The 23,826-nt window shown below is 72.1% G+C and carries 19 protein-coding genes; 4 read left to right on the top strand and 15 right to left on the bottom strand.

All coding sequences use genetic code 11. The annotated features are described in order from the left end of the window. Nucleotides 1–47 precede the first annotated feature (47 nt). Together fxsBH and JS521_RS05800 are read right to left on the bottom strand one after the other, a co-directional pair. On the bottom strand, nt 48–2,303 hold the full coding sequence (gene fxsBH / locus JS521_RS05805; RefSeq protein WP_205081641.1) for a radical SAM/SPASM protein FxsBH, inactivated beta-hydroxylase extension form: 2,256 nt from the start codon (nt 2,301–2,303) through the stop codon (nt 48–50). Nucleotides 2,304–2,865: 562 nt separating this feature from the next. Further along, complete coding sequence (locus tag JS521_RS05800) at nt 2,866–3,630, bottom strand: hypothetical protein (RefSeq protein ID WP_307847785.1); 765 nt, start codon at nt 3,628–3,630, stop codon at nt 2,866–2,868. A gap of 230 nt (nt 3,631–3,860) precedes the next feature. Here JS521_RS05800 and JS521_RS05795 point away from each other — a divergent pair, with 230 nt between their 5' ends. After that, entirely contained in the window at nt 3,861–4,787 is a 927-nt protein-coding gene (locus JS521_RS05795; protein WP_205081640.1) for a DUF4231 domain-containing protein, read from the top strand. A 14-nt stretch (nt 4,788–4,801) separates the two neighbouring features. Here the strand turns inward: JS521_RS05795 and JS521_RS05790 are convergent, their stop codons facing one another. The 10 genes from JS521_RS05790 to JS521_RS05745 form a co-directional block, all read right to left on the bottom strand. Continuing rightward, nucleotides 4,802–5,266 carry a hypothetical protein gene (locus JS521_RS05790; RefSeq protein ID WP_372448555.1) on the bottom strand — a complete coding sequence of 155 codons (465 nt, stop codon included), beginning with the start codon at nt 5,264–5,266 and terminating at the stop codon, nt 4,802–4,804. 198 nt (nt 5,267–5,464) lie between these two features. Further along, nucleotides 5,465–6,364 carry a S1 family peptidase gene (locus JS521_RS05785; RefSeq protein WP_205081638.1) on the bottom strand — a complete coding sequence of 300 codons (900 nt, stop codon included), beginning with the start codon at nt 6,362–6,364 and terminating at the stop codon, nt 5,465–5,467. A gap of 253 nt (nt 6,365–6,617) precedes the next feature. Further along, the gene (locus JS521_RS05780; protein ID WP_205081637.1) at nt 6,618–7,442 is read right to left on the bottom strand and encodes a DUF1684 domain-containing protein; all 825 of its coding nucleotides are present in this window, start codon (nt 7,440–7,442) and stop codon (nt 6,618–6,620) included. A gap of 4 nt (nt 7,443–7,446) precedes the next feature. Beyond that, a complete protein-coding gene (locus tag JS521_RS05775; protein ID WP_205081663.1) occupies nt 7,447–8,727 on the bottom strand; it encodes an NtaA/DmoA family FMN-dependent monooxygenase in 1,281 nt (426 codons plus the stop codon). A gap of 14 nt (nt 8,728–8,741) precedes the next feature. Next, entirely contained in the window at nt 8,742–9,818 is a 1,077-nt protein-coding gene (locus JS521_RS05770; RefSeq protein WP_205081636.1) for an LLM class flavin-dependent oxidoreductase, read from the bottom strand. A gap of 240 nt (nt 9,819–10,058) precedes the next feature. Further along, nucleotides 10,059–11,033, bottom strand: a complete 975-nt coding sequence (locus tag JS521_RS05765; RefSeq protein WP_205081635.1) for an ABC transporter substrate-binding protein — start codon at nt 11,031–11,033, stop codon at nt 10,059–10,061. A 40-nt stretch (nt 11,034–11,073) separates the two neighbouring features. Beyond that, complete coding sequence (locus JS521_RS05760) at nt 11,074–11,826, bottom strand: amino acid ABC transporter ATP-binding protein (RefSeq protein WP_205081662.1); 753 nt, start codon at nt 11,824–11,826, stop codon at nt 11,074–11,076. Nucleotides 11,827–11,843: 17 nt separating this feature from the next. Beyond that, nucleotides 11,844–12,785, bottom strand: coding sequence for an amino acid ABC transporter permease (locus tag JS521_RS05755; RefSeq protein WP_205081634.1), 942 nt, complete (start codon nt 12,783–12,785; stop codon nt 11,844–11,846). A 76-nt stretch (nt 12,786–12,861) separates the two neighbouring features. Continuing rightward, a complete protein-coding gene (locus tag JS521_RS05750) occupies nt 12,862–14,703 on the bottom strand; it encodes an FAD/NAD(P)-binding protein (RefSeq protein WP_205081633.1) in 1,842 nt (613 codons plus the stop codon). Further along, complete coding sequence (locus tag JS521_RS05745) at nt 14,700–15,572, bottom strand: amino acid ABC transporter permease (RefSeq protein WP_205081632.1); 873 nt, start codon at nt 15,570–15,572, stop codon at nt 14,700–14,702. The genes JS521_RS05750 and JS521_RS05745 overlap by 4 nt, the downstream gene beginning before the upstream one ends. 494 nt (nt 15,573–16,066) lie before the next feature. On the opposite strand from JS521_RS05745, the gene JS521_RS05740 reads away from it, so the two are divergent. After that, on the top strand, nt 16,067–17,005 hold the full coding sequence (locus JS521_RS05740) for an ABC transporter substrate-binding protein (RefSeq protein ID WP_205081631.1): 939 nt from the start codon (nt 16,067–16,069) through the stop codon (nt 17,003–17,005). Between the two features lie 34 nt (nt 17,006–17,039). Here JS521_RS05740 and JS521_RS05735 read toward each other — a convergent pair whose 3' ends face one another. Beyond that, nucleotides 17,040–18,257, bottom strand: coding sequence for a DUF5685 family protein (locus tag JS521_RS05735; RefSeq protein ID WP_205081630.1), 1,218 nt, complete (start codon nt 18,255–18,257; stop codon nt 17,040–17,042). 309 nt (nt 18,258–18,566) lie between these two features. On the opposite strand from JS521_RS05735, the gene JS521_RS05730 reads away from it, so the two are divergent. Next, nucleotides 18,567–19,013, top strand: coding sequence for a cell division protein SepF (locus JS521_RS05730; RefSeq protein ID WP_205081629.1), 447 nt, complete (start codon nt 18,567–18,569; stop codon nt 19,011–19,013). Between the two features lie 67 nt (nt 19,014–19,080). Here the strand turns inward: JS521_RS05730 and JS521_RS05725 are convergent, their stop codons facing one another. Further along, entirely contained in the window at nt 19,081–20,301 is a 1,221-nt protein-coding gene (locus JS521_RS05725; protein ID WP_205081628.1) for an acyl-CoA dehydrogenase family protein, read from the bottom strand. 102 nt (nt 20,302–20,403) lie between these two features. Further along, nucleotides 20,404–22,191: an MFS transporter gene (locus JS521_RS05720; protein WP_205081627.1), complete on the bottom strand. Its 1,788-nt coding sequence runs from the start codon at nt 22,189–22,191 to the stop codon at nt 20,404–20,406. A gap of 497 nt (nt 22,192–22,688) precedes the next feature. Here JS521_RS05720 and JS521_RS05715 point away from each other — a divergent pair, with 497 nt between their 5' ends. Further along, complete coding sequence (locus JS521_RS05715; RefSeq protein ID WP_205081626.1) at nt 22,689–23,699, top strand: phosphatase PAP2 family protein; 1,011 nt, start codon at nt 22,689–22,691, stop codon at nt 23,697–23,699. Nucleotides 23,700–23,826: the final 127 nt, after the last annotated feature.

Below are 23,826 nucleotides of genomic sequence, written 5' to 3'. Positions count from 1 at the left end.
TCGGTCATTCGAACGTCACTTTCCGGTCAGACGCCGCGACGTTCGATTCATGACCGGACGGCGATCTCCTTGCGGACAGCGGCGATCAGCTGTTTGCCGTCGACCGTCACCTCCGCCGCGTTTTCGATCATGTCGAGCGCTTCCGGAACACCCGTGAGGTAGTGCGGATCGTAAAGCCCGAGCCCCGCCCGTTCGAATGTCACGGCCAGCAGTCGGGAGAACGTCACGGGTTCGCTCCCCCAGGGCGTTCGATGTTCCCAGGTACCGTCCAGGGCGTAAAGATCCGTCACTTCGGCGAGCGCCCGCAGTTTCGCCCGGCGGAATCCGCTGAGCAGGCAGAAGGCCAGCTCCTTCGCGCCCACCACCGGCCCGACGCCGAGTGCGCCGAGGCCGTGCCGCCCCGGCTCGGCCTCCCCGGCGAACAGCGGGGTCAGCGTGGTGAGCGTCCGGGCCGCCTCGGCCGCCTGGCCGGGAACGGCGTCGGCCAGCAGCGACCAGGCCTCGGCGACCCCGTCCGCCCAGGCGTCTGCCTCCTCCGCTTCGAGGCGGTCGGTCGCGGGAGCGTCGAACCAGTCGCGGAAGGGGTCCAGGTCGTCCAGCAGGAGTACGGGGGCCGGCGCGCGGCGCAGCACGTGTACGGGCAGCCAGTGCGGGCCTTCGGGCTCGTCGGGGGCGATGCGCAGCTCCGTACCGGGCGCGGCCTCCTGGCGTACGACGAATCCGCCGCCGACGGCCCGTACCACTGCCGCTCCACGCTCCTCCGGGCCGCCGATGAGCACGGTGCCGAGGGTGGGCAGGTGCAGGCCTGCGTCCCGGTACGCCACGGGCACGGGCAGGTCGTCGAGTCCGGCCCGGACGGCGGCGGCGGCCACGGTCGCGGCGAGCCGCTCGGCGGCGGGCCCGGTCGGTCCTCGGCCCGCCTCGGCGTCCTCCAGGGCGTCGACCAGCCAGGTCCGGGTGTAGGGGTGCGCGAGGACGGCGTCGAGCGCATCGGCACCCGCGGTGTCCGCCTCGACCGTCGCCGCGAGCCGCCAGGCATCGTCCCAGAGCGCTCCGCCCCGCCCGTCGAGGGTGTCGTGGAGAGCCGCGAGGAGGGTCCGGGTCAGGTCCAGCTGGGCGGCGAGCAGCTCGTCCGGCGACCGGACGGCGGGCGACTCGATCGCGGCGGCGGTACGTTCCTCGATGCCGCGGATCAGGGCGGCCAGGTCGGCGCAGTAGACCGACGGGTTGTCGAAGCCGCCGCCCGAAGGGCTTTCGGGGCCGTTGTCGGAGCGGTACCGGTGGGTGTAGAGCCCGCCGCCGCACGAGCGCACGACCGGGCAGCGGCGGCAGGTCTCGCTGACCCCGGCCAGACCGAGCTGCCGCGCCCGGACGCCGGGGTGGGCCGCGACCTCGTCGAAGGTGTTGCGGAAGACGTCGAACCCGGTGGCGGCGGCGCCCTCGTAGGCGCTCTTGAGCGAGTCGACCTGCTCCAGCTTGCCGTCGGTCTCGATGACGACGAGGTCGGTGGGGGCGAGGCCGAGGGACTCGGTGAGGCTGGGGCCGCCGCTCAGGCTGGAGAGCACCGAGGCGAACATCCGGACGGGCATGGGGCGGCCCTGCTCCGTCCAGCGGTCGAAGACTGTCAGGAGCCAGTCGGCGTAGGCGGTGGGCGATCCGTCCGGCCGTGGCGGCGGGTCGTCCCAGGTGGCGTGCGGCAGCAGGAAGTCGACGAGCGGGGGTTCGAGGGCGGCGAGGGCGTCGTGCACGGCCACCGGGTCGTTGTGGATGTCGACCGTGCACAGCAGGCCGAGGTCCAGGTGGCGGTAGCGCTCCTCGCGGAGCAGTTCGACCGCTCGCATCACCATCGGATGGCTGCTGCGTCCGTTGGCGAACCGGCGGTGGCGGTCGTTGGCGGCGCGGTCGCCGTCGAGCGAGATCCCGACCCGGACGTGGAACTCGTCGAAGAGGTCGAGGTATCGGGGGCTGAGCTGGACGCCGTTGGTGTGGATCCTGAGGTCCAGCTCAGCGATGCCGTGCAGGGCCGAGCCGAGCTCCTCGCAGACCCGTCGCAGTCGCGCGGGCCCCGCCAGGAGCGGTTCCCCGCCGTGCAGGATCACTGTGACGGAGGGAAGCGCATGTGTCGTCGCATGCTCGGCCAGGCGCCGGGCAGTCCAGGAAATTGCCTCGTCAGAGATGGTCTTCGGGCGGGTCAGCCAGCTCTGATCTGCATGTTCGTAGACATAACAGTGGTCGCAGGCGAGATCGCACCTGCTGTGCACTTTGAGAACGAATTCACGGAAGGGGACCAGGGGTCCTGTCATTCCGCCATTCTAGCCACTCCTGACGACTGCTCAGAGAGCAGAACTGAAAGTGGAAATCCGGGTGGACCGGCCCGTTGTCGCACCGATTGCACGGCTGAGCTTCCTGGCGGCCTCGGCGCTGCGGACGTCGGTCGCCGCGAGGGTTGCGCGGGTCTTCGCAGAGGCGAAGGCGGGGGTGGTTCCGTAGGTCTTCACGGCCGTCCTAGGGGGATCCTGAAGGGGTCTGTTTCCGGACATTGAAACGCTTCCGGATTCCGTGTCATCACACGGCCCGGCACGCGCACTTTACTACCGCCGAGGCCCCTCCACATGCCGGCGGAGGCGCCTTCACTCCAGTGTTTCGAAAGACGAAACACGCCTTCTGCGGGGCTGCCCGGGTGAGCCAGGAACCCGTCGCGGGACGCGCGGTCCGGAAATCCGGCCTTCCCGCCGCCGGCTCTCGCAGGTGGGAGGCTTTCCGGCAGTTTCGGAGCCGCCCACACCCGTGCCGGGCGCGCCCGTCGTGAAGGGCTCGCCGGGACCTCGGCCGCACGCGTCGGAACGCCTCGGCGGGGTCGGCCGTTCACTCGTTCACCGGTTCCGCGCCGGGGACGTTGTATGCGGCGCGGGCGCCGCGCATGCAGTCCAGGACGCGTTCGTAACCGTCGCCCACGACATCCGTGACCCGGACCCGGATGTGGAGCGACTCGACCTTCTCGACGCACCGCTGCGAGAAGATCCCCACCGGCACGGTGTCGTAGTTCCCGGTGCCGACCAGCGGAAAGCCCGTTCCGAAGGCGATGAGCTGGTAGTCCTGCCCCACCGTGAGTCCGCCCGCCGTCAGGGTGGCCACGACGTCCGGGACGGCGACCCAGGGCTGCGCCGCCTCTTCCGGCCCGCCGCGCAGCACGACGTGGCACTCCCAGCTCTCGACCACGGCGATGTGCTGACCGCAGTTCAGTATCCCCACCCGCCAGGCGGGTTCTCCCTCGGTGAGCAGTCCTCTGCGCCAGGAGCCCCGGTAGCCGAGGTAGGGCCGGACCGTACGGGCGTACTGCGCCCTCGCCAGGACGGCGCCCGCCGCCACGGCCAGCAGGCTGCCGAGCGCCTCCATGTCCAGCAGTTGCAGCCGCCAGGGCCAGTCGTCCCGGGCGCCGGGCGAGACATTGGCCCGCACGGCCTCCCACAGCAGGATCAGCACCAGGGCCGCGAGCAGCACCAGCGGGGCGGTGAAGAGCAGCGGGCTGCGGCGCACCCTGCGCTGGGTGTCCGGGAGCGGCAGGCCGCCGTCCGTCGCTCCGTCCGCGTCCCCCTCGATGGCCCCTCCCCCGCCCGGAGGTGGTCGCACCCACCGAAGGGGGCGTCAACTCACCTGCTCATCCGTCCAGTTGGGCTACCTTGCCACAGCGCCGCCGGGCGAGGAAGGCTGCCTGCGCGGAAGTGGCCGAACCCCGTCGTGGTGACCGCCCGAGGGGCCGGGACGCTCTTGCCGCGCCCGGTGCTCCCCCCTACTCTCGTGGGCCCGGGCGGGTCAGGCGCGACGACCGGGTCATACGACAACTGCAGACGGAGGCGACCATGACGGCGCTGCCCGAGCCGCTGAGATCCATGGTCTTCAGGAACGACGACCTGCCGGCCCTGTTCCACCACACGGACGCGGTCGCCGTGGCCCGCCAGCGTGAGGCCGTGAACACCACCCGGGCGCAGCTGGCGCTGCTGGTGGTCGGGACGGTGCCGGCCGCGCTGCCCTGGCACGCCGAGGACGGTCCGGCGGGCCGGGTCCTGTACGGCGGGGCGGTGCTGGCCTATCTGGGCGTGCTCTTCACGACCTTCCTGGCCTCCCAGCGCAAAGCAAAGTCGCATTGGCAACTGAACCGCTCCGCGGCCGAGTTCATCAAATCGAACTGCTGGCGCTACGCGGTGCACGGCGCACCGTTCGACAGCTCCGCCGAGCATCCGGAGGCGCTGTTCGCCAATCGCCTGGAGGACGGTCTCCAGGAGTTGCGGAAAGTGGGCTGGGCCGATCCGCGCGAGGAACTGCCGGATTCCGGCGGCCTCATCACGGAGTCCATGCGGGCGTTACGGAACAAGGCCTACACGGTCCGCAAGGAAACGTATGTACGGGACCGGCTCATCGAACAACGCCGTTGGTACCGCCGACGCCAGCAGGCCTCCCGGCGCGGGGCGCTCATGTGGTCGGGCGCGATCGTCGCGCTGACGCTCCCGGCGCTGGCGCTGAGCGTGCTGCAGACCTTCGGGGTGGGCCGGTCCTTCGGGCTGACGGGGGCGCTGTCCGCGGCGGCGGCGGCCTGCCTCGCCTGGAACGAGATGCGCCGGCACCATCCGCTGATCTCGGCGCACTCGCTGGTGGAGCAGGACCTGGAGTCGATGCAGGCCGCCATGGAGACCACCCTGACCGAACGGCACTGGCCTGCGGCGGTGTTCGAGACCGAGCGGATCGTGTCGCCCGAGCACACCGACTGGCTGGTCAGACACCGCGTGTGACCCTGCCGGGAGGGTCACACGCGCAGAATCCCGTCGCGCCAGATCACGGTGACCGGGCGGCCCAGGGTCCGGGCGTACGTCACGATGTCGCCGGTGCCGCCGAGGCCGCGGGCGGGGAGGCCGTCCCAGACCGCGAGGAGCCGGTCGCAGTGGTCGGCGATGTAGGCGCCCGCCGCGTAGTACGCCTCGTCGGTGGAGTGCGGGAAGTCGAGCCGGACCTCCTGTGCCGCGCGCGCCTTGAGTTTCCGGTAGCGGGCGAGGTCGTCGGCGTTCTCGAAGCAGTCCTCGTAGTCGCCGCTGGGGATCACGGCGGTCAGTTCGGCGCCGCAGGTCAGGGCGAGGTCGGCGAAGAGCTGGTCGGCGCCGACCGCCAGACTGGAGAGCGCCTGGGTGGCACGGTCGCGGCCGCAGAGCGCGGCCCGCAGTCCGGCGAGCACATGGGCCTCGGCCTCGGCGGGGATGGAGCGGTGACCGGTCACTCCGATGCGATACACGGACCTGCTACCCCCTGATGCCAGCGGAGCGCGCCCCGGGAGCGCCCCCCCCCCCGCCGCCCCCTCACGACGACCCGTCGCGACATCCTCTCAAGAGCCCCCCGGCGAGCGGGAGCCCCCGTCCGGAATTCCGGACGGGGGCACGTATGTACGGACTGCTCCGTACCTGGCCGGCGGGGCCGGTCAGTACACGCTGACGCCGTACGCGTTCAGGGCTTCCACGACCGGCTGGAAGAAGGTCGTACCGCCGGAGGAGCAGTTGCCGCTGCCGCCGGAGGTGAGACCGATCGCCCGGGTGCCGGAGTAGAGCGGGCCGCCGGAGTCGCCGGGCTCGGCGCACACGTTGGTGCGGATCATGCCGTAGACGACGTCGCCGCCCCCGTAGTTGACGGTGGCGTTGAGGCCGGTGACCGATCCGCTGCGGGTGCCGGTGGTGGAGCCGCGGCGGGTGACGGCCATGCCGACGGTCGCGTTGGCGGCGCTGGTGATGTCCTGGCCGCCGACCGTGCCGTCCTTCGGGATGGAGGAGTTGGTGTAGCGCACGATGCCGTAGTCGTTGTTCGGGAAGCTCGACCCGGAGGTCGTCCCGAGCACGGTCGTGCGGGCGGAGTTGGCGTACCAGGTGGTCGCACCATCGGTGCAGTGACCGGCGGTGAGGAAGTAATAGGTGCTGCCGCTGCGGACGTTGAAGCCCAGGGAGCAGCGGCCGGTGCTGGAGTAGATCGCGTCGCCGCCGGAGATCAGCTTGGTGAACTTGCCCGGCGTGCGCTCGATGCGCAGCGCGTCGGCGTTGGCGCCCGCCGACTTCTTGATCTGGTTGATCTCCGCCTTCGAGACCGTGCTGTCGACGGTGACGACGAGGCGCTTGGTCTGCGGGTCGATGTTCCAGGCGGTGCCCGCGATGTCGGCGCCGAGCACGGCGTCGCTCGCCGCGGTCAGCTGGTTGGCGCTGAACGTTCGGGGGGTTTCGGCGTTCGCGGTGGGGATGGCCATCGCCGCGACGGCGGCGAGCCCCGCGAGTACGGCCGTGGTACGGACGCGTCTCGCCGCGTTGGAGCGGGGGTTGGTGCGCTTGATCCTCACTTCGGGTTCCTCCGAGGGGAATCGGGGGCCCTCCTGTGGGGTGGCGGGCCCGTGAGGCGCAGTCGGGGGCCTGTCCGGATTCCGGAATTGCCGTGCCCCTGACAATCGCTGACCGGAGTATCGAGGGGCTCCGACAGGAGGCGCAAGAATGCCTTTCGGCCACGCGGGCCACAGACGTTCCGGTCCCGGTCGCCGTGTCGTCTCCGGCCCCGGGAGCCGTGGGGCTGCCGGGGCCGGAGTGTCCGCTCGCGGGTCAGGCGTCGATGCGGTTCCGCTCCCCCGCCGGGACCGCCGCGCTGATCGTGTTGCCCGGGGGCGGGAACGGGCAGATGAAGTGGTCGGCGAAGGCGCACGGCGGCAGCAGCGCGCGGTTGAGATCGACGCTCACGCTGCCGTCCTCGGCCGGCGGACCGGGCCGCAGGAATCGGAAGCGGTAGCTGCCGTTCCCGCTGGTCGCGTCGGCGAAGACGGCCCACAGCGACCCGTCCGGCTCGACGGCCACCTGGAGCGTGTGCTGCTCGCCGTCCAGTGTGAAGGCGATCTCCCCGCCGAGGCCGAGACCGCGCTCGACCCCGTCCGCGTTGGCCACCCGTACGGTCCGGTCGTCGCCGTACGGACGGAAGGTCCCGGGCACCGCCCAGCGGGGGTCGTACGGGGTGGCCTCGATGGTCGAGAAGGCATGCCGGGCCGGGGATCCCGGGTCGAAGTCCCGTACCGCCCACAGCCCTTCGCGGCGGAGCACCACGAGCCGCCGCTCCCCCTGCGCGACCCGGGAGTCGTCGATCGGCCCTCGGTCCGCGCCGAGGCGGACCTCCCCGGTCAGGGGCTTGCCGTCGACGACGATGCCGTCCTCGGGAGCGGCCGTGAGGACCACCTCGTCGCCGTCCTCGCGCCAGTGACCGGGGACGGCCGGAATTCGCCCTTCCGGGTGGTCGGAGAGCCAGTGGGTTCCGGTCAGGGAGAGCGGGCCGTACGGGGCGGCGACGGCGACGACGCGCCCCTCGTGCCACCGCTGCCAGTCCCGCGCGGCGTCCGGCCCGCCGCCGGCCTGCTCCTGCTGCTGTGCGTCCGTGCTCATGCGGTCAACCTTTCCATACCGGCTCCGGGAGGCCGAGGTGCGACCGCAGCGTGGAGCCGGTGTATGCGGAGCGGAACGCCCCGGTCTCCTGGAGGAGCGGGACGACCCGGTCGACGACGTCGTCCAGGCCGCCGGGGGTGAGGTGGGGGACGAGGATGAAGCCGTCCGCGGCCCGTTCGTCGACGAACGCGGTCAGTTCGGCGGCGACGGTACGGGGCGAGCCGATGAACGACTGGCGGGTGGTCGTCTCGATGACGGTCCCCCGCAGCGAGAGCCCCTTGGCCTCGGCGAGCGCGCGCCAGCGGGCGACGACCGCGGAGGGGTCGCCGTGCAGGACCCTGCCCCGGGTGATCCCGGAGTCGGTGACCGGGTCGATCTCGGGAAGCGGCCCCTCGGGGTCGTACGCGGAGAGGTCGGTGCCCCAGATCTGCTCGGCGGCGAGGATCGCGTTTTGCGGGGAGACCTGCTGACGGCGGATCTCGGCGGCCTTCTCCTGCGCCTCGGCATCGTTGTCGCCGACGACCACGGTGACCCCGGGCATGATCTTGAGGCTGTCGGGCTCCCTGCCGTACGCCGCGAGCCGGCCCTTGACGTCGGCGTAGAACTCCCGGCCCGCCTCCAGGGTGCCGTGCCGGGTGAAGATGATGTCGGCGGCCGAGGCGGCGAACTCCCGGCCCTCGGAGGAGTCCCCGGCCTGGATGACGACCGGGTGGCCCTGCGGCGAGCGCGGGACGGTGAACTCCCCGGAGATCGTGAACTGCGGCCCCTCGTGGGCGAACGGCCGCGAGACGCCGCCGGGCGTCCAGGAGTCCCACAGTTCCCGGGCGATGGCGACGAACTCGGCGGCCCTCGTGTACCGGTCGGCCCGGTCCAGATAGCCGCCCCGGCGGAAGTTCTCCCCGGTGAAGGCGTCGGAGGAGGTCACCACGTTCCAGGCGGCGCGGCCCCCGCTGAGGTGGTCGAGGGTGGCGATCCGGCGGGCCAGCTCGTAGGGCTCGTTGAAGGTGGCGTTGACGGTGGCGGCGAGACCGAGCCGTTCGGTGACGGCGGCCAGCGCGTTCAGCACGGTCAGCGACTCGGGCCGGCCGACCACGTCGAGGTCGTGGATGCGGCCGTTGTGCTCGCGCAGCCGCAGCCCCTCGGCGAGGAAGAAGAAGTCGAACTTCCCGCGCTCCGCCGTCCTCGCCAGCTGTTCGAAGGAGGAGAAGTCGATCTGGCTGCGGGAGCGCGGATCGGCCCACACGGTGGTGCTGTTGACGCCCGGGAAGTGGGCGGCGAGATGCATCGGACGGGGCACGGTCAGGCCTCCTTCGCGGCGGTCCGGGCGGCGGCGTACCGGCTCGCCGGGCGTACGAGCCCCAGGTGTTCGCGCAGGGTGCCGCCGGGGTGGAAGGTACGGAAGAGGCTGCGGTGCTGGAGGAGGGCCACGGTGCCGTTGACGATCCTTTCGAGGTCGCGTTCGGGGGTGATGGGCGTGAGGTGGAAGCCGTCGGCAGCGCCCGCCCGGTGCCACTGGGCGATGAGGTCGGCCAGGTCGACCGGGCCGCCCCGGAAGTAGGTGCCGCGCCCGGCGAGCTGCGGTCCGCTCTCCAGACCGGGTTCCGGCGCGGTCTCGACGTCGCCGAGGTCGACGGTGAGCGCGACCAGGACGCGCAGGGCCCCGGGGTCGCGCCCGTGGGCGGCGGCCTTGCGGCGCACCTCGTCGCGGACGGCGGCCGCCTGCTCGGGGGTGGTGGCCCGGATGTGGACGACGTCGGCGTGCCGGGCGGCCGCCTCACGGGCCGGGGCGGTGGTGGCGTCGATGACGGTGACGGGACGCCCCTGCGGCGGGCGCGGCACGATCGCCGGACCCTTCACGGTGAATGTGGAGCCCTCGAAGTCGACGTAGTGCAGTTTGTCCCGGTCGATGAAGCGGCCGGTGGCGGCGTCCCGGATCTCGGCGTCGTCCTCCCAGCTGTCCCACAGCCGCCCGGAGACGTCGGCGACCTCCCCGGCCTCCTGCCACAGGTCGGCGGCGGGTGCGGCCGGGCGTCTGCCGAAGAGCCGGGCCTCCGCCTCGGTGGTGGAGACGTCGGCGCTCCAGCCCGCGCGGCCCCGGCTCACCCAGTCCAGGGTGGCGACGGCCGAGGAGACGTGGAAGGGCTCGGTGTGGGTGGTGGTGACGGTCGGGACGAGGCCGATGCGGTCGGTGGCGGGCGCGACGCGGGCGAGGACGGCGAGCGCGTCGAGCCCCGGGCGGGCGAAGGAGTCGCCGAGGGTGACGTAGTCGAGCGCACCGTCCTCGGCGAGCCTCGCCAGCCGGAGGTAGTGCCCGGCGTCGTAGTGCGGCGGGCCGCCGATCTCGGCGGCCAGATGGAGGGGTGTACGGGCGGACATGGCGGGGACCTCTCGGGTCGGCGGTCGGTCGGGGGCCTCGCGGGGGGGGGGGGGGGGGGGGGGGGGGGGGGGGGGGGGGGGGGGGGGGGGGGCCCCCCCCCCCCCCCCCCGCCCCCGCCGGCGGGGGGGGCGGGGGGCGGGGCGGGGGCTGGGAGCGGCGTGGGCCCGGCGGCCCCCCCCCCCGCCCCCCGCGCCCCCCCCCCCCCCCCCCCCCCCCCCCCCGCCCGCACGGCCCGGGCGTCAGCTCTCGGTCTTGGGCAGGCCGGGCGGGTTGATCTCCGACTTCTCGACGGCTTCGCCGCTGAGCCCCCAGCGCCCCAGGACCTTGCCGTAGGAGCCGTCCTGCACGATGTGGTCGATCGCGGCGGCGTACGCCTTCACCAGGCCGCTGTCCTTCTTGGTGGTGGCGGCGATCTTGCCCTGGAGGTCGCCGCCCGCGCCGGAGAGCTGGCCGATGATCTCGGACTGGCCGGCCGTGGCGACGTGGTAGGCGGCGGTGGGGCTCGGGCCGAGGTGGGCGTCGATGCGGCCGGACTGGAGGGCCAGGTAGTAGTCGGTGTCCTTCTGGAAATACTTGATGTCCACCGGCTTACGGCCGGCCTTGACGTTCTCCTCGCTCCACTCGACGAGGATCTTCTCCTGGTTGGTGCCGGAGGAGACCGAGATCGTCTTCCCGGCGACGTCGGCGGGCTCCTTCACCTTCCAGCCGGAGCCCTTCTTGGCCTCGAAGGCGATGTTGTCGAGCCGGTAGGTGGCGAAGTCGTACTTCTCCTTGCGCTCCTCGGTCACCGTGACGTTGGACAGGACCGCGTCGAACTTGGAGCTGTCCAGCCCGACGAAGAGGTTCTCCCAGGAGACCTCCTCGAACTGCGGCTTCAGACCGAGGGTGTCGGCGACGAGGGTGGCGATGTCGATCTCGGAGCCGATGCGGGTCTTGTCGTCGGTGGCGTAGAAGCCGAGCGGCGGCGAGGCGTCGGCGCTGGCTCCGATCCTGAGCGCGCCGCGCTTGCGGACCGCCTCGGGGACGAGGTCGGCGGCGGCAGCGACTTTCTTGCCTCTGATGCGGTCCTGGTCGGGTCCGATGTTGACCCCGCTGTCCTTCCGGCCCTTCGGGGCGGCCAGGTCGGTGGCGGGGTCGGAGGCGCCGCAGGCGGTGAGCAGACCGGTGGCGGTGAGGGTGGTGAGGGCGAGAGTGATGCTGCGGCGGACGGACACGTACGTGCTCCTTGCGTAGAAAGACAGAGGGTTGGGGGTGTCAGAGGACCTTGGAGAGGAACGCGCGGGTGCGCTCCTGGGTGGGGCGGTCGAGTACGTCGGCGGGCGGGCCCTGCTCGACGATGCGGCCCTCGTCCATGAAGACGACGGTGTCGGCGACCTCACGGGCGAAGCCGATCTCGTGGGTGACGACGATCATCGTGGTGCCGCCGTGCGCCAGGTCCTTGATGACGTCGAGGACCTCGCCGACGAGTTCGGGGTCGAGGGCGGAGGTCGGCTCGTCGAAGAGGAGCAGCCGGGGTTCCAGGGCCAGGGCGCGGGCGATGGCGACGCGCTGCTGCTGGCCGCCGGAGAGCTGTCCGGGGTAGGCGGCCGCCTTGTCGGAGAGGCCGACCCGCTCCAGCAGCTTCTCCGCCGACGCCACGGCCTCCTTGCGGGGGCGGCGCAGCGCCGAGATCGGCGCCTCGATGATGTTCTCCAGGACGGTGAGGTGCGGGAAGAGGTTGAAGTTCTGGAAGACGAACCCGATCCTGGTGCGCTGGCGCAGCACCTCGCGTTCACGCAGCTCGTAGAGCTTGTCACCGTCCCTGCGGTAGCCGACGAGGGTGCCGTCCACGCTGATCCAGCCCCGGTCGACCTTCTCCAGGTGGTTGATGGTGCGCAGCAGGGTGGACTTGCCGGATCCGGAGGGGCCGAGGATCACGGTGACCTCGCCGGGCCGAACCGACAGGTCGATCCCGCGCAGTACCTCCAGGGAGCCGAACTTCTTGTGCACGGAGCGGATTTCGACCATGGCATCGCTGGGTGCGCTCATCGCACGGCCCCCTTGGCGTAGTGACGTTCGACGTAGTGCTGGAGGACGGAGAGGGCGGTGGTGAGGAGGATGTACCAGACGGTGGCGACCATCAGCAGCGGCACGACCCGGCCGTTGCGGCCGTAGACCACCTGCACCTGGTAGAAGAGTTCGCCGATCGCCATGACGGAGACGATCGAGGTGCCCTTGAACAGCGAGATGATCTCGTTGGCGGCGTTGGGCAGGATCGAGCGCATCGCCTGCGGGAGGACGATCCGGCGCAGCTGCCGGAACTTGGGGATGCCGAGCGCGGCGGCCGCCTCCAACTGGCCGCTTCCGACCGCCAGTACGCCGCCGCGCACGATCTCCGCCGCGTACGCCGCCTGGTGCAGGGCGAGGCCGAGGACGGCCGCGCTCGTGGCGCCGACGAGGTTCATCGTGTCGAAGGCGAAGAAGCCCGGCCCGAACGGGATGCCGAACTGCAACTCCTTGTAGAGGTAGGCGAGGTTGAACCAGAACAGCAGCTGCACGATGAGCGGGATCGAGCGGAACGCCCAGATGTAGCCGTACGCGACCGTCCTCAGGAACACGCTCGCCGACAGCCGCATGAAGGCCAGGACGATGCCGAGGGCGAAGCCGATCGCCGTTCCGTAGACGGTCAGTTGGAGGGTGACCCAGACGGCCTTGAGGATGGTCGGCGCGGTGAAAAACTGCGCGAAGACGTCCCATTCCCAGCCGGGGTTGGTGATCAGCCCGTTGAGGAACTGGGCCAGCAGGACGGCCGTCGCGGCAATGGCGACCCACCGCCAGGGGTGGCGCACGGGCACGACGGTCAGCTCGTCGGGGCCCGCACCGCTTCCGGCCTCCTTCGCGGCGGGCGGATCTGCGGGCGGCTCGACGGGCGGATCGATGGGCGGGCCGGTGGATGGGCCGACGGGTGGATCGCTGGTCAGCGACATGAGTGGAGTCCTTGGGCGCGGAAGCGATGGCGGTACGGGAAGGGGGCCGGCGGTACGGAAAAGGGCCGGGCGGTCGTCAGGAGGCGAGGCGGCCGCGACAGGAGAGGTCGCGCAGGAAGGTGAGCGCGGCGCGCGCGGCGGCGTCGTTCTGCCGGAAGGCGGGTCCGCCGGTACGGGGCCGGGTGAACGCGCCACTGGAGCGGGCGGTGGTGAACGGGCCGAGCGCGAAGCGGCGCGGGTGCGGGCGCCCCTCGTCGTCCAGCACCCGGCTGTCGGCCGGGTCCACGGCGAGCAGCCCGTCGTCGGTGACGGCGGCCCCGCCGTCGCGCAGGGCGCGCAGCAGGGGGCTCGCGGTGTGCCGGAGCGAGGGGTCGGGGAGCCGGGCCTCGACCAGCGCGCGGGCCTCGGTGTGGGCACCGGGGACGGTGGCGCTGCGGGCCCGGAAGAGGCCCTGCTCCTCGTCGGTCTCCACGGTGAGGTCGGCGCCGAGGAAGCGGACGACGCCGGCCCGGGAGAGGGCCAGGAGCTGCTGGAGGCGGGGGCCCGGCGGGCCGGAGGCCAGATAGCTGAAGAAGCCGTGCCACCAGGTGCCGATGTCGCCGAGCCGGACGAGCTGGGCGTACGCGGAGAGCAGCCCCAGGAAGACCGCGAGATCCTCGCTGTGTTCCTGGTTGTGACGTCGGGTCAGGTCGCCGGAGATGTAGTCGCGCAGGGCGTCCTGGAGAGCCTCGGGCGAGTCGTGGCGGACGCCGTCGAGGGGTCGGTCAAGGGCGTCGAGATCGAGCCGGTCGGCGGGGTCGGGCACGGCCTCGGCGACGATCGCGGCCAGTTCGGGGCTGCCCGGGTCGGCGGCGGCGTACTTCTCGGCGAAGACCTCGTGGGCCAGCGCCGTGCGCTCGGGGTGGGCGGTGAACAACCGGTGGTAGTGGGCGTGACCCAGCTCCTTCACGACCGTCGGCCAGACATCGCGGCGGAAGTCGAGCGGCCCGGTCCTGCTGACCAGCTCCTCGGTCCACGCGGGCCCCAAGTGCCGTGGCAGCGGCGGGCGTTCGCCGGTCCAGGGGTAGCCGATCTTCGCGTGGTACGGGACGCCGCGCCGCGATCCGACGTACAGCACGGGTTCGCGGCCGGACGGCAGGTACTCCCCGTTCCCGTACCGTCCGCCGCGTCCTTCGGTGAGCAGGACCATCAGGTCGATGAAGGCGAGCCCGAAGCCCCGGACGACGACCGGCTCCCCGGGGCGCAGGGCCTCCAGGTCGCTGTCGGCGGTGAAGTCGGGCGGCAGGTGGACCAGGGCGTGCCGCCGGGCGAAGGCGCTCAGCTCCTCCTGCTCGGGGTTCTGCTCGGCGTCGAGGTGGCCCACGGTCAGGACGACCAGGTCGGCGAGCAGGGGTTCGGGGCGGTCCTGGAGCCGGACGCGCTGGCGGCCGCCGCGTGGTCCGGTGACGGCGAGGGCGGTGGTGCGGTGCTCGTGGACGGTGATGCCGGGCGGCAGGGCGGCCAGGGCGCGCTCGTAGGTCCAGCGCAGATAGGCGCTCTGGAGGCGCCGGGTGGGGAAGTCCGCTCCGGTGAGGCCGTGTATCTCGGCCAGCACGGCGGGGTCCGCGTCCGGGGTGACGCGCCCGGCGCGGACGTCCTCGGCCCAGGCGTCCAGCGCCGGGCCCGGCACGACGGGTCCGGCCACCTCCACCGTCTCGTCGGTGAACATGGTGACGTCCTCGGCCATGGAGTTCATCCACAGCAGCGGCGACTGGTCGGGCCGCCAGATCCGTCCGCCGCCCGCCGGGTAGGGGTCGACCAGGTGGAGGTCCAGGCTTCGGTCCCCGTACAGCTCGACGGCGTTGGCGGCGATGCGCTCGATGACCCCGGTGCCGCGGGGGCCGCCGCCGATCACCACGATGCTGGGTGCGGAGGTCATCGCGCACCCGCCGTGCCGCGGGCGTAGTACCGCTCGACGTAGCGCTGGCCGATGCTCAGCAGCGTGGTGACGACCGCGTACCAGACGGTGGCGACGAGCAGCAGCGGGATGACCTGGTAGGTGCGGTGGTAGACGAGCTGGACGGAGTAGAGCAGGTCCTGCACGGCGATGATGCTGACGATCGAGGTGCCCTTGAGGGTGCCGATCAGCATGTTCCCGGCCGGCGGCACGATGGAGCGCATCGCCTGCGGCAGCACGATGCGCCGGAAGCGCCGCCAGGGGCCGAGGCCGAGGGACTGGGCGGCCTCGACCTGTCCGCGTTCGACGGAGAGGATCCCGCCGCGCACCACCTCGGCGGCGTACGCGGCCTCGTGCAGGGTCAGTCCGATGACGGCGATGGTGACGGGGCCGAGAAGGCTGACCGTGGAGACGCCGAGGATCTGCGGGTACAGGGCGCCGATGTTGAACCAGAACAGCAGCTGGACCAGGATCGGGGTGGACCGGAAGAGCCAGACGTAACCCCAACCGACCGCCTGGAGCACGGGGTTGCCGGAGAGCCGCAGGACGGCGAGCAGCGCTCCCAGGACGAACCCGAGCACCACGACCACCGCGGTGAGCCACAGCGTGAGCCAGAGTCCGCGCAGGACGGGGACGGTGGCGAAGTAGGAGAGCACGACGTCCCACTGGAAGGCGTCGTTGCGGATGACGGAGTCCAGCGCCAGCGCGAGCAGCACGAGGACGGCAACGGCCGCTGCCCAGCGGCCTGTTCGGCGTACGGGAACGATGCGTGGCACGACCTCGTCACCGTCCTTGACGAGCGACGGGGAGGGCGCGGGAGAGGAGGGTGGCGAGACGGTCTGCGGGGGCATGCGGGTGCTCCGTGGATGCTCAGATCGAACACGGGGCGTGCCTTCACACCGAAAAGAACCACACATGGGCCGGGCCCCTCAGCGCCGGTCCGTCTCCGAGATAAGCGGCGTGCGCGGGGAGTTGTCAAGCCTGTCCACACTGTGAGCTGTACATCTCACCTTGGTTGACGTGCACTCGGATGCCTGTTCCACTTGGCCCATGCATCCGCAGCAGTGGCTGGTCACCCGCTCCCACATCGACTTCGGTCGTGTGTGGTCCTCTTCCTGTTGAGCTGACCCTCTGCTGTCCGGTTCTTCCTGCTCACGCCCCTCTTCCGGCGTTCGAGCCACGCTTCCTGGCGTGACTTCACCTTCACCGCACCGCGTCGCCCTCCCCTCGCACCGCTGAACGTTTCCGCTGCCCCCGTGCCTCCACGGCTCCGTGCCGTCATGGCTCCGTGCCGTCATGGCCCGGGGGCGATCGGCCACCCTGACGAACCCGGAGAAGCACCACCATGTCCCGATCCCGACCTGCCGCCCTGTTCGCCCTGATCACCGTGGCCGCCCTGACGCTCACCGCCTGCGCCGAGCCGACCGGCGCGGCGGGCGGCGGATCCGCGGAGGCCGCCTCCAAGGGAAAGACCCCGACGACGGACGTGGTCTCCGAGGTCCGCAAGGACGAGGCCGCCGCGAAGCTGCTGCCCGCCGGGGTCCGCGAGGCGGGCACCCTGCGGATCGTCTCCTCCGTGGGAGCCCCGCCCGGGGCCTTCTACGAGGAGGACGGCTCCACACCGGCCGGCGCGGACATCGACTTCGCGGACGCGGCGGCCCGGGTGCTGGGGCTGAAGCTGAAGCGCGAGGTGGCGTCCTTCGAGGCGATCCTGCCGGCGCTCGGCAGCGGGAAGTACGACCTGGGCACGGGGAACTTCGGCGTCACCGACGAACGCCGCGAAACCATCGACTTCGTGACCTACATCAACGACGGGCAGGGCTTCGCGGTCCGCGAGGACAGCGAGCTGAAGAAGGTCGACGACCTGACCCAGCTGTGCGGCCTGGACGTGGCGACCGGGGCGGGCACCACCTTCGAGGTCACGCTCCAGGAGAACCTTCCCCGGTGCGCGGAGGCGGGCAAGGAGCCGTACACGGTGAAGACCTACGCCGACCAGGCGGCGGTGTGGATCTCGCTCCAGCAGAACCGCTCCGATGTGGTGATGTCGACCATCAACGGGCTGCGCTACGCCGTGAGCCAGCAGGAGGGGCTCCGCTTCCTCAACGAGTTCAAGCGGCTCGACGTGGGCTTCGCCTTCAAGAAGGGCAGCCCGCTGGCCCCCGCCTTCCAGGCCGCCGTCAACCGGCTCAAGGAGGACGGGACCTACGACCGCATCCTGAAGAAGTGGGGCACCACCGAGTCCGCGATCGAGACCTCCGAGATCTCCCCGCCCGAGCTGAGGTGACCCGGCGTCAGCCCGGCGGTCGCCAGTCGGCGCCTCAGCAGTCGCAGCCGCAGGAGTCCCCGCAACAGCAGCAGCCCTCGCCGCACTGGCCGCAGCAGTTGCACGCCTCGCAGCAGTCGCCGCAGCTCTGGCACGGCGACTGCCGCTGCTCCCTGCTCCAGGGGTCCTCGAAGCTCCCGCAGCACATCTGGCAGGTGCAGGCGAGCCCGACCCAGACCAGGCATCCGGCGATCAGCCCGCGCCGGTCGCGGGGGGGGCGCGGCGGGGGCGGCGCGCCCGGGCCGCCGGGCGGCGGACCGTACGGATGACCGGGCGTCGGGCCGTACGGGTTCCCCGGCGGCGGCCCGAAGGAGCCGTCGGGCACCAGCAGCCCCTGGCCCTCCTGGTGCGAGCAGGAGGAGGTGCCGAACGCCCGGTCGACCGAGCGGCGCAGCTCGTGGGCAAGCAGCACGTGGACGAGTTTCCCGTCGGTGAACTCCACCTCGCGCAGCGCGAGCCGTACGCCGTGCAGTGCGTCGTCGCAGAGCCGGCGCGCCTCGGCGAGCGGGGTGCCGGTGGCGGCGAGTGGATTCCAGGCGCCCGCCGCGGCGTCGGCCTCTCGGTCCTCCACGGCGTCCAGCAGATGCGCGAGCCGCCCGAAGAGCCGGCCGGCCTCCGCGAGCGGGGCGGCGTTCTGCGGCTTCCCGGCGAGGACGGCGGTGTGCGCGAAGGCTGCGGCGGTGGCGGTCTCGGTGGGCTCGGTGACCGTCAGCAGCGGGGTGCCGGGGCCGGCAAGGGTCTCGATGCCGGTCTGCCGGTCGACCGCGTCGACCAGGAGGGCGGTGTCGAAGCCGAGGGCCGCCCCGGTCCGCGCGCCTGCCCGGTCCCATCCGGCGGCCACCCGGCGCGCGGCGGCGGCGACCGGGCGGCGGGCCAACAGCCCGTCCCGGTCGGCGACGTGGTCGCGGACCTTCGCCGAGGCGAGGACGAGTGAGACGGCGGCGGCGAGCCGGGCCCCCTCGCCCTGGGCGACCGGCGCGGTGCGCATGGCGCGCAGCGGGCAGGGTCCGGCGGTGCGACGCCCGCCGGGTACGAGCCCCGCCTGAGCCTCCGTCAGAACGGACACGATCAGGCCGTCATAGTTCGTGACGATACGGGCGAACTGTCCGTGATCCGCCCTCAGGGCCAGGCAGAGGCCGCAGAGATGGGCCATCCACTCGACTCTGAGGCCTTCGGAGAGGCGGTGGGTGCAGGGCCTGACGATTCCGAACACGACGATCCCCCGGGAGCCGTTCAGCCGGTGCGCGACGCTCGTGCACCGGGGCGTCGTGCATCGTACCGAGTGCCCCGTTCACCCGTACGTCCCCGGGATCACCCGTACGGCTCGACGCATCATATTTTCTTTTCGCAACCCCCCTTATGCAGGACGAACCCTGACGAATCGCCACATCCTCTGCACCAGTAGCGTCACGAATCGCCTGCGAGCCGACTATCTACTTGGCGCGCTATCCGCATCATGGACGACCATAGGGATACGAAAGAGATGCGGAACACCACAGAACCGCGGTGAGAGGAGGCGTCCATGGGATCGGTGCGCAAGGCGAGTGCCTGGCTGGGCCTCGTGGAGAACAACGACGAGCGGTACTACGACGACGAGTACAACGAGGGCGCGGAGACCGGCACGGGCCACCAGGCGGCCTGGGTCACCGACCCGCGGGTGCAGGTGGCCGCCGAGGCGGCCGAGGAGCAGGACCGCCGGATCGCGACGGTGACCCCGGACAGCTTCCGGGACGCCCGGGCCATCGGCGAGCTGTTCCGGGACGGCGTCCCGGTGATCGTCAACCTCACGGCCATGGACCCCGCCGACGCCAAGCGCGTGGTGGACTTCGCCGCCGGGCTGATCTTCGGCCTGCGCGGTTCGATCGACCGGGTGGCCACCCGGGTCTTCCTGCTCTCCCCCGCCGACACCCAGGTGGTGGCGGGCGAAGCCGCCGGCCGCAAGGCCGACGGCTTCTTCAACCAGAGCTGAGCAGGGCACTCGCCGGAAAGTTCCGGTCAACGCTTCCGGTCGGCGTGTGCGTCGCGGCGCACCTCCGTCACCGGAAGGCGTCGAGACCGGTGAGCGCCTTGCCCAGTACCAGCTGGTGCATCTCCACGGTTCCCTCGTAGGTGAGCACCGACTCCAGGTTCGTCGCGTGCCGCATCACCGGATACTCCAGCGAGATTCCGTTGGCCCCGAGGATCGTGCGCGAGGTGCGGCAGATCTCGATCGCCTCCCGCACGTTGTTCAGCTTGCCGAAACTGACCTGCTCCGGCCGGAGCCTGCCCGCGTCCATCCGGCGGCCCAGGTGGTGGGCGAGCAGGATGCCCTTGTGCAGCTCCAGGGCCATGTCCGCCAGCTTGGCCTGGGTGAGCTGGAAGCCGCCGATGGGGCGGCCGAACTGCTCCCGGCTCCTCGCGTAGTCGAGGGCCGACTCGAAGCTGGCCCGGGCCGCGCCCATGGACCCCCAGACGATGCCGTAGCGCGCATGGCTCAGACAGCTCAGCGGGCCGCGCAGCCCCTTCGCGTCCGGCAGCACCGCGTCGGCGGGCAGCCGCACCTCGTCCATGACCAGCTCGCTGGTGACCGAGGCACGCAGCGACCACTTGTGATGGATCTCCGGGGCCGAGAAGCCCGGGCTGTCGGTCGGTACGACGAACCCGCGGATACCCCGGCCGTCCTCGCCCTCGTCGGTCTGCGCCCAGACGACGGCGACTCCGGCGACCGAGCCGTTGGTGATCCACATCTTGCGGCCGGTGAGGATCCAGTCATCCCCGTCGCGCTTGGCGTACGTCCGCATCCCGGCCGGGTCCGAGCCGTGGTCGGGCTCGGTCAGTCCGAAGCAGCCGATGATCTCGCCGGCCGCCATGCCGGGCAGCCACCGCTGCTTCTGCTCCTCGGAGCCGAAGCGGTGGATCGCGTACATGGCGAGCGACCCCTGCACGGAGACGAGCGAGCGGATCCCGGAGTCGGCGGCCTCCAGCTCCAGGCAGGCCAGCCCGTACTGGACGGCGCTCGCCCCGGCGCAGCCGTAGCCGTCAAGCGACATGCCGAGCGCACCGAGGGCGCCGAGCTCGCGGGCCAGCTCGCGGATGCCGGGCAGCTCGCCCTTCTCGTACCACTCGGCGATGTGCGGCAGGACGCGGTCGGTGGCCCAGGTGCGGACGGTGTCGCGGATCGCGAGGTCGTCCGGGCCGAGCAGGTCGTCGATGCCGAGGGGGTCGGCGGCGTCGAACGGCGGGAGCTTCGACGGCTTCGCGGACTCGGTGCTGGACATGAGGGTGCCTCCGGCGGCTCGCACGGTGCTCGGAGGGACCGGGAGACGCCCGCCCTCCGAAAACTAGCAGTGGTAGTCAGAGCGTCGTGCTGACGTTACGGGTCAGTGTGCCGCTCGTCCAGAGCCGGCCGCCTCGGCCGGTTCGCGCCGCGCGGGCAGCATCGGACGCGGGACCTGGCGGTCCCGGCCGGACGGACGGGCGGCGTCGGCGGCCCGGTAGCCGGGAGTCACGGCCTCCGACGTACGGGGCCCGGCGGCCTCGGGCTCGGCGGCGTCCGGCTCGATCGACCCGGGCTCCGCAGCTTCGCCCTCGCCCTCGCCCTCGCTCCGGAGGCAGTGCTCCTTCGGCGGGCAGTCCATGACCCTCGGCAGCCGCAGGGCGGCCAGCGCGCCGAGCAGCAGCAGCCCCGCGCTGACGAAGAGCGTGATGTGGAGGCCGCCGATGAAGGCGTGCCGGGCCGTGGAGCGCAGCAGGTCGCCCATCGGGCCGCCGAGCTGCGCGGCGACCTGGTAGGCCTCGCCCAGCGAGTGGGAGGCCTCCGCCCCGGCGCGGGCCGGGACGCCCTGCTCGCGCAGGGAGGCGAGGCCGGGGGCGTAGGCGGCGTTCATGACGCTGCCGAGCAGGGCGATGCCGAGGCCCGCGCCCAGCTGGTAGGAGGTCTCGCCGATCGCCGCCGCGCCCCCCGCCCGCTCCGGCGGGGCGTCGCTGAGCATCGACTCGTACGCCCCGAAGAGCGTGGTCTGCAGTCCGAAGCCGAGCAACACGAACGCGCAGGTCAGCAAGGCGGGCCGGTCGTGCTGGCCCATCGAGGTGAGCAGCAGCACCGAGGACGCGGTGAGGACGAAGCCGCAGCCGACCATGCGCCGGGGGCCGAAGCGGCGCAGGGTGTACGAGCCGGTGGCGCCCGCGGCCATCGCCGCGAAGGTCAGCGGCAACAGGCGCAGCCCGGTCTCCAGCGGGGTGAGCCCCAGCACCAGCTGGAGGTACTGGACGGCGATCAGCTGGAGGCCGACCAGCGCCAGCATGGCCAGCACGATGCAGCCGACGGCGGTGGAGAAGGCCGGGCGGGCGAACATCGCGACGTCGATCAGCGGATGCCTGCGGCGCCGCTGCCGGCGTACGAAGAGGATCAGGAGCGCGAGGCCCAGGGCCAGCGGGCCGAGCGCGACCGGATCCAGGAGCCCCGCGCCGCCGCCCAGGCGCTTGACGCCCAGGACGACGCCGAGCACCCCGGCCGCGGCCATGAGCGCGCCCAGCACGTCCCACGGGCCGTCGTCGCCGCCGCGCGACTCGGGCAGCAGCCAGCGGCCGAGCGGCAGGATCACGGCCATCAGCGGAATGTTGATCAGGAAGACCGAGCCCCACCAGAAGTGCTCGACCAGGAAGCCGCCGACGACCGGACCGGTGGCCGCGCCCACGGCGGCGACCGCGGTCCACACGCCGATGGCGAGCGCCCGCTCGCGGCGGTCGGGGAAGACCTGGCGCAGGATCGACAGCGTGGCGGGCATGATCATCGCGCCGCCGACGCCGAGGAGGGCCCGGGCCGCTATCAGGACGGCGGAGGTGTCTGCCGTCGCGGCGAGCAGGGAGGCCACGCCGAACAGCGCGTACCCGATCAGCAGCACGCGCCGTCTGCCGATCCGGTCACCCAGCGTGCCGAAGAGGATGAGCAGCGAGGCGCAGACGAGGGGGTAGGCGTCGACGATCCACAGAAGGGCCGTGCCGCTCGGGCGCAGGTCCTCGGTGACGGACGGGACGGCGACATGGAGCACGGTCGCGTCCAGGGCGACGACCAGAAGACTGAGGCAGAGGACGACGAGGACGACCCAGCGGTTGGCGTTGTCGGCGGCATTGCGCAGCCGGACCCCGGCCGTGGTCGTCCCGGACATCTACGTACCTCCCGATGAGTCCCTCGCGCTCGGCGGACCGACGGTGACGTGGGGTGCGCGTCCCTCGGGCCCGGCATCGACGGGCGAGTGAGCCGTCAGCGTACGCGAGTTCGGTGTGGTCACACGTGGTCCACGTCATACCCCGGTCCGCCGCACAGTGTGGCGTACGCCATTCCGGGCCCGGCCGGAGGGCTCCCGCCCCAGGGCGCGGGAGGCCCGTCGCGGCGGGGGTCGGGACGGTCGGCGCGGGGCCGGCGCGACGGCGTGCGCCTCCCCCGAATGGCCGGATCAAATCCCGTGGATTCCGGTGCGCCTCATTTTCCGAGAGATCAAACACGCTTACGAACGGAACCCGCGGGCAATTGGGTCCAAGATCACGGAGATTCTTCTCCGCTCCCGGAAAAGACGCCGCTCCGAGACAAAGTCCACATCACATCGTCATCACAAAGCAGCCGGATTGGCCTGCTCGCACACTCACTCGCTGTAACGTCGATTGGGTGCGTACCGACATCTTTGCCCGGCTGGACCGGGAGCCGGAACCGCCGAAGATAGAGGCACCGCGGATGAGCCGTCACCGCATCGCCCTCTTCGGCGGGACGTTGGCGTTCTATCTCGCCATCGTCTGGGCGGTGCTGATCACGTCCTGGCTGGTGGCTCTGGACTGGAAGGTCATGCTGTTCCGGCCCTACCAGCAGTGGCCCGAACTGCACCCCTTCCTGGACTACTACGTCGTCCTCGGTCAGCGCGGCCCGACGGCGGTGATGGTCGCCTGCTGGCTGGGCTGGCGCTCCTGGCGTCAGCACACGCTCCGGCCGCTGCTGGTCCTCGGCACGTCCCTGCTGCTGCTCAACGTGACGGTGGGCGCGGTCAAGCTGGGGCTCGGGCGGCTCGGCCCGCACTACGCGACACAGATCGGGTCGGCCGAGATGTTCGCCGGCGGCGATATATTTCCCTCCGGGCACACCGCGAACGCCGTCGTGACCTGGGGAATCCTCGCCTATCTGGCCACCACGCCACGGGCCAGGCGCTATCTGTCGGCGGTCTCCGCGACGGTCTCGCTGGGCGTCGGCCTCACCACCGTGTACATCGGTACGCACTGGCTCAGCGATGTCCTGCTGGGCTGGGCGGCCGGGCTGCTCATCCTGCTGGCGCTGCCCTGGTTCGAGCCGCTGATCGCCCGGACCGAGGCCTGGATCTTCGCGATGCGCGAGCGGTGGCGGGAGCGCCGCGACGGCACCCGTCCCGTGGCCGATGCCGGGCCACAGCCCGTACTACTGCCGCAGTCGATGGCCACCGACGGCCGCGGCGCCGCGCCCGTGGCCGCCCCGGCCGAACCGGTGGTCCCCGCCGGGCATCCGACGGCGGCCGTCAGGGCCCGGGCCCATGGCGGGCACCCCGCACGTCCGGGCTCCATGCCGGTCGCCCCGGCGGGCGTCCGCCGTCCGCAGCCGCACACCGAGCGGGGCCCGCGCGCGGGTAGCCCGGCCCGCCCGATGACCGGCGGCTGACGCACGCCCGTAGAGACGCCGGGGGGCCCCCCCCCCCGCCCGGCGGGGGGGGGGGCGGGCCCCGGGCCAGGGGCCCCCCCCCCCCCGACCCGGGGCCGGCCGGGCGCGTGGCCCGGATCGACGCCCA

The organism is Streptomyces durocortorensis, from assembly GCF_016901035.1.
Classification (GTDB): domain Bacteria; phylum Actinomycetota; class Actinomycetes; order Streptomycetales; family Streptomycetaceae; genus Streptomyces; species Streptomyces durocortorensis.
The sequence above is the reverse complement of the archived record's forward strand: the minus strand, read 5'-3'. Positions and strand labels throughout refer to the sequence as shown.

Coding starts and splice junctions, on each gene's coding strand:
- fxsBH (WP_205081641.1), bottom strand. CDS start 2,303: ATGACAGGACCCCTGGTCCCCTTCCGTGAATTCGTTCTCAAAGTGCAC.
- JS521_RS05795 (WP_205081640.1), top strand. CDS start 3,861: ATGACGGCGCTGCCCGAGCCGCTGAGATCCATGGTCTTCAGGAACGAC.
- JS521_RS05760 (WP_205081662.1), bottom strand. CDS start 11,826: ATGGTCGAAATCCGCTCCGTGCACAAGAAGTTCGGCTCCCTGGAGGTA.
- JS521_RS05750 (WP_205081633.1), bottom strand. CDS start 14,703: ATGACCTCCGCACCCAGCATCGTGGTGATCGGCGGCGGCCCCCGCGGC.
- JS521_RS05755 (WP_205081634.1), bottom strand. CDS start 12,785: ATGTCGCTGACCAGCGATCCACCCGTCGGCCCATCCACCGGCCCGCCC.
- JS521_RS05725 (WP_205081628.1), bottom strand. CDS start 20,301: ATGTCCAGCACCGAGTCCGCGAAGCCGTCGAAGCTCCCGCCGTTCGAC.
- JS521_RS05740 (WP_205081631.1), top strand. CDS start 16,067: ATGTCCCGATCCCGACCTGCCGCCCTGTTCGCCCTGATCACCGTGGCC.
- JS521_RS05775 (WP_205081663.1), bottom strand. CDS start 8,727: ATGCATCTCGCCGCCCACTTCCCGGGCGTCAACAGCACCACCGTGTGG.
- JS521_RS05770 (WP_205081636.1), bottom strand. CDS start 9,818: ATGTCCGCCCGTACACCCCTCCATCTGGCCGCCGAGATCGGCGGCCCG.
- JS521_RS05745 (WP_205081632.1), bottom strand. CDS start 15,572: ATGCCCCCGCAGACCGTCTCGCCACCCTCCTCTCCCGCGCCCTCCCCG.
- JS521_RS05720 (WP_205081627.1), bottom strand. CDS start 22,191: ATGTCCGGGACGACCACGGCCGGGGTCCGGCTGCGCAATGCCGCCGAC.
- JS521_RS05730 (WP_205081629.1), top strand. CDS start 18,567: ATGGGATCGGTGCGCAAGGCGAGTGCCTGGCTGGGCCTCGTGGAGAAC.
- JS521_RS05780 (WP_205081637.1), bottom strand. CDS start 7,442: ATGAGCACGGACGCACAGCAGCAGGAGCAGGCCGGCGGCGGGCCGGAC.